The sequence below is a fragment of the Pseudoflavonifractor capillosus genome (assembly GCF_016902575.1).
Classification (GTDB): Bacteria; Bacillota; Clostridia; order Oscillospirales; family Oscillospiraceae; genus Enterenecus; species Enterenecus capillosus_A.
In genome coordinates this window covers 1-1,283 of the sequence record NZ_JACSNZ010000106.1, presented here as the reverse complement: position 1 = coordinate 1,283, position 1,283 = coordinate 1, and the positions used below count along the sequence as shown (strand labels likewise).

The following is a 1,283-nucleotide window of genomic DNA, read 5'->3' as shown; positions in this document are numbered from 1 at the left end:
TGGAACATACTCAGTTGCCAATTCCTTGCGGTGTTGTAGCGGCGGGGGTCATAGTTGGTGATGACAATTTCTTCGTACTCACTGCCTGCCTTCTGGGACATGCTGTTGGGTCGGGTGGTGTAGAAGATATAAAACTCCTGATACAGCTCCACGATATAGGGGCAGTAATTGTAGGACACCATGACGTACCCTTCGCAATTCAGGAGGGCATCGTGGAGCCGCTGGTGATCCTCCTTTGGGAAGACCACCGCATAGCAGCCCTCTGCCTCGTAATAGGGAGGATCGCAATAGAAAAACGCACCTTTCCGGTCGTACTGGCGCACAATCTCCACGCAGTCCTTGTTTTCAATGATGACCTCTGCTAACCTGTGGGAGCATTCCCAGACCAGGTGGAAAAAGCGGCGGATGTCGCAGGCTTTTCCTGCAAAGGACTTGGCCCCGCCACTGAAGCTGTACCGGATGAGCTTGAAGTAGTCTGCAGCCCGGCGGACGTCCCCACGAGGAGCCCTCTCCAGCATCATTCTGCGGATAGCCTCTCCATCGGGTGGCTCCAGATACCTTTGGGTCAGCTCCATCTCCTGGGTGAGATAATCGTCGGTGAATTCTTCCTTGGAGAAGAATTTGTACAGCACATTGAAATCATCTCGGGTGTTCAGGGGCAGAAAGCCCAGCTCCAGAAGCAGAGCCATAGTTCGGTTCTTGACGCAGCAGAAGAGGTTGGTCAGGTCGCTGTTGAAGTCGTTGTAAACCTCCATACATCCTTGCTGAATGGGACGATTGAGGGTTACGGTGCCACTGCCACCAAACACGTCGATAAACCGGGAAAAATGTGGGGGAGCCAGACGGTGGATCAGCCAGAGCAGCTTGGCTTTGCCGCCCACCCATGGGATAAAGCTCTTCAATCGGCGTCACCGCCAAAGGAGTCCAGAGATCGTTCCAGACCCTCGATGGCCAATTTCAGGCCGTACTCCATGGCCCTCAACTGGCCAATGGTGGAGTAGACCTCTCCGGCAGTCACGGCATAGAAGTAACCGTCCTGGCTGCTGGCGATGGGGTGTCCCTTTTGCCGCAGACGGTGGACCTGTTTACGCAGTTCGTTGCCGCTGATGTGAAGCGCCAGCTGGATCTGACGGCTTTTCTGGATGTTTTTTCTGCCTTTGCACACGGCCTTCAGATAGGCCAATACCTGTTGTTCTCGCATCATTGTTCCTTTCCGGGGCCATACCCGAACAAGGAGCAACAAAAAAGCAGGAGCCGTGTCCCTTTCGGGTACGGCCCCTGTA

2 protein-coding genes are annotated in these 1,283 nt (G+C 54.5%); both read right to left on the bottom strand.

Translation table 11 applies throughout. From position 1 onward, the window contains the following. Positions 1–902, bottom strand: a 902-nt coding sequence (locus H9X86_RS12055; protein ID WP_207752654.1) for a DNA adenine methylase, incomplete at its 3' end; no start/stop codon positions are given. After that, entirely contained in the window at positions 899–1,201 is a 303-nt protein-coding gene (locus H9X86_RS12050; protein WP_204901734.1) for a hypothetical protein, read from the bottom strand. The genes H9X86_RS12055 and H9X86_RS12050, both read right to left, overlap by 4 nt. Between the last annotated feature and the right edge of the window lie 82 nt (positions 1,202–1,283).

What these genes read in the sequence shown, in the direction of transcription:
- H9X86_RS12050 (WP_204901734.1), bottom strand. Translation starts at nt 1,201, where the DNA reads ATGCGAGAACAACAGGTATTGGCCTATCTGAAGGCCGTGTGCAAAGGC.